Genomic DNA, 2,194 nt, shown 5'->3' on the forward strand with positions numbered 1-2,194 from the left:
GGTGCGGGTTGGTTTTGGGCTGGGCGCGCAGTTCCTCCCCCAGACTCCGTCCGGGGGTGCCCCCAGCGCTCCTGCGGGGCGGCTCCTCCCCTGGACCCCTGGGCGCTGAGGGGGCTCAGAGGGTGGTGCCGACCATTACTGGTTCGTTGACCAGGGGGATCCCGAAGGCGGCCTCCACGCCGGCGGCCACCTCGCGGGCCAGCGCCAGCAGGTCCTCGGTGGTGGCCTGGCCGCGGTTGGTGAGGGCCAGGGTGTGCTTGGTGGAGATCCGGGCGCGGCCGGTGCCGTACCCCTTGGTGAAGCCCGCCTTGTCGATCAGCCAGGCGGCCGAGGTCTTGATCCGGCCGTCGCCCGCGGGGAAGGCGGGCGGAGTGGTGTCGGGGCCGAGCCGCTCGGCGACCCGGGCCAGGAAGGCGGCGTGCTCCTCCGCGGTGAGCACCGGGTTGGTGAAGAACGAGCCCGCGGACCAGGTGTCGTGGTCCTCCGGGTCCAGCACCATCCCCTTGCCCGCGCGCAGCTTCAGCACGGTCTCCCGGGCCAGCGCGGCCGACACCCGGTCGCCCGCCTCGACACCCAGCACCCGGGCCGTCTCCGGGTACCTGATCGGCGCGGACAGCCCGTCCGCGTCCTCCAGCCCGAAGCGGACCCGCAGCACCACATAGCGGGTGGGGTGGGCCTTGAAGCGGCTGTGCCGGTAGGAGAAACCGCACTCGGCGTTCGGCAGGACCACCACCTCGCCGGCCTCCCGGTCGTAGGCGACGACCTCGGTGATGGTGGCCGAGACCTCCTGGCCGTACGCCCCGACGTTCTGGATCGGGGTGGCGCCCGCCGAGCCGGGGATGCCGGCCAGGCACTCGATGCCGGCCAGTCCCGCCTCCACGGTCCGGGCCACCGCCGCGGACCAGTTCTCGCCGGCCGCCAGCTCCAGCTGGGTGCCGTCGAGGGAGAAGCCGCTGGTGGCGATGCGCAGCGCGGTGCCCTGGAAGCCCTTGTCGGAGATGACCAGGTTGCTGCCGCCGCCGATGATCAGCAGCGGGGTGGCCGAGGCGTCGGCCTCGCGGACCACCTCGATCACCTCGTCGTCGGTGGTGGCCGTCACCAGCCGGGTGGCCGGGCCACCGAGCCGGAACGTGGTCAGCGGGGCGAGCGGGGCGTTCTGGAGTTCCTGCACGCGCTCAAGACTACGAGAGGCCCACAGCCGGGAAGTGCCCAGCTCCGTCGAGTGCGCGGTGAGCGGGGCCCGGGCGTGTGGGGCCCTGGGGCGGGCCGGAACGGGCCGCCGGGGGCCGGGCGCGGGGTCGTGCGGGTCCGCGCCCGGCCGGACGTGTCAGGAGAGGCGGACCACGGCGCGGGCCATGCCCAGCACCTTCCGGCCCTCGTTCTCGACCGTGAGATCCACCCGGACGGTGCGTGCCTCGTCGTCCAGCTTGGCCGCGACCTTGGCGCTGACCTCGATGACCGCGCCCTTGTCGTCATTGGGGACCACCACCGGCTTGGTGAAGCGCACCCCGTAGTTGACCACCGCGGCGGGGTCGCCCGCCCAGTCGGTGACCACCCGGATCGCCGAGGCCATGGTCCACATGCCGTGCGCGATGACGTCCGGCAGGCCGACCTCCTTGGCGAACTTCTCGTTCCAGTGGATCGGGTTGAAGTCACCGGAGGCGCCCGCGTACGCCACCAGAGTGGCGCGGTTCACAGTGAACGTCTGGGCCGGCAGCTCGGTGCCGACCTCGACCTCGTCGTAGGAGACCTTTGCCGCCATACGGGCCTTGTGGGTCACGTCACGCCTCCTCGGCGGCGCGCGCCACCAGCTTGGTGTGCACCGTCGCCACGTGGTCGCCGCTCTCGTCGTGCAGCTCGTTGCGGATCAGCAGCACATCGTTGCCCGCGAGCGACTTGATGTCCTCGATGTGGGACGTGATGGTGATCACGTCTCCGGCGTGCACCGGGCGGGTGTAACCGAACTTCTGGTCGCCGTGCACCACCCGGGTGTAGTCCAGGCCCAGCTCCGGGTCCTGGATCACCTGCTGCGCCACCCTGGTGGTGATCGCGAACGGGTAGGTGGGCGGCGCGATCACATCGGGGTGCCCGAGCGCCCTGGCCGCGGCCGGGTCGGTGTACACCGGATTCGGGTCACCGATCGCCTCGGCGAATTCGCGGATCTGCTCCCGGCCGACCGCATAGGGCCGGGAGC

3 protein-coding genes are annotated in these 2,194 nt (G+C 72.2%); all 3 read right to left on the reverse strand.

Annotation, left to right across the window (positions count from 1 at the left end; translation table 11 throughout):
- Positions 1-115: 115 nt before the first annotated feature.
- Positions 116-1,171 carry a UDP-N-acetylmuramate dehydrogenase gene (locus tag E4099_RS31405; protein WP_135342494.1) on the reverse strand — a complete coding sequence of 352 codons (1,056 nt, stop codon included), beginning with the start codon at positions 1,169-1,171 and terminating at the stop codon, positions 116-118.
- Between the two features lie 156 nt (positions 1,172-1,327).
- Entirely contained in the window at positions 1,328-1,762 is a 435-nt protein-coding gene (locus E4099_RS31410) for a MaoC family dehydratase (RefSeq protein WP_135342496.1), read from the reverse strand.
- A 19-nt stretch (positions 1,763-1,781) separates the two neighbouring features.
- On the reverse strand, positions 1,782-2,194 hold a 413-nt coding region (locus E4099_RS31415), incomplete at its 5' end, for a MaoC family dehydratase N-terminal domain-containing protein (protein ID WP_135342495.1).

The sequence above is a fragment of the Streptomyces palmae genome, from assembly GCF_004684805.1.
GTDB classification, from domain to species: Bacteria; Actinomycetota; Actinomycetes; order Streptomycetales; family Streptomycetaceae; genus Streptomyces; species Streptomyces palmae.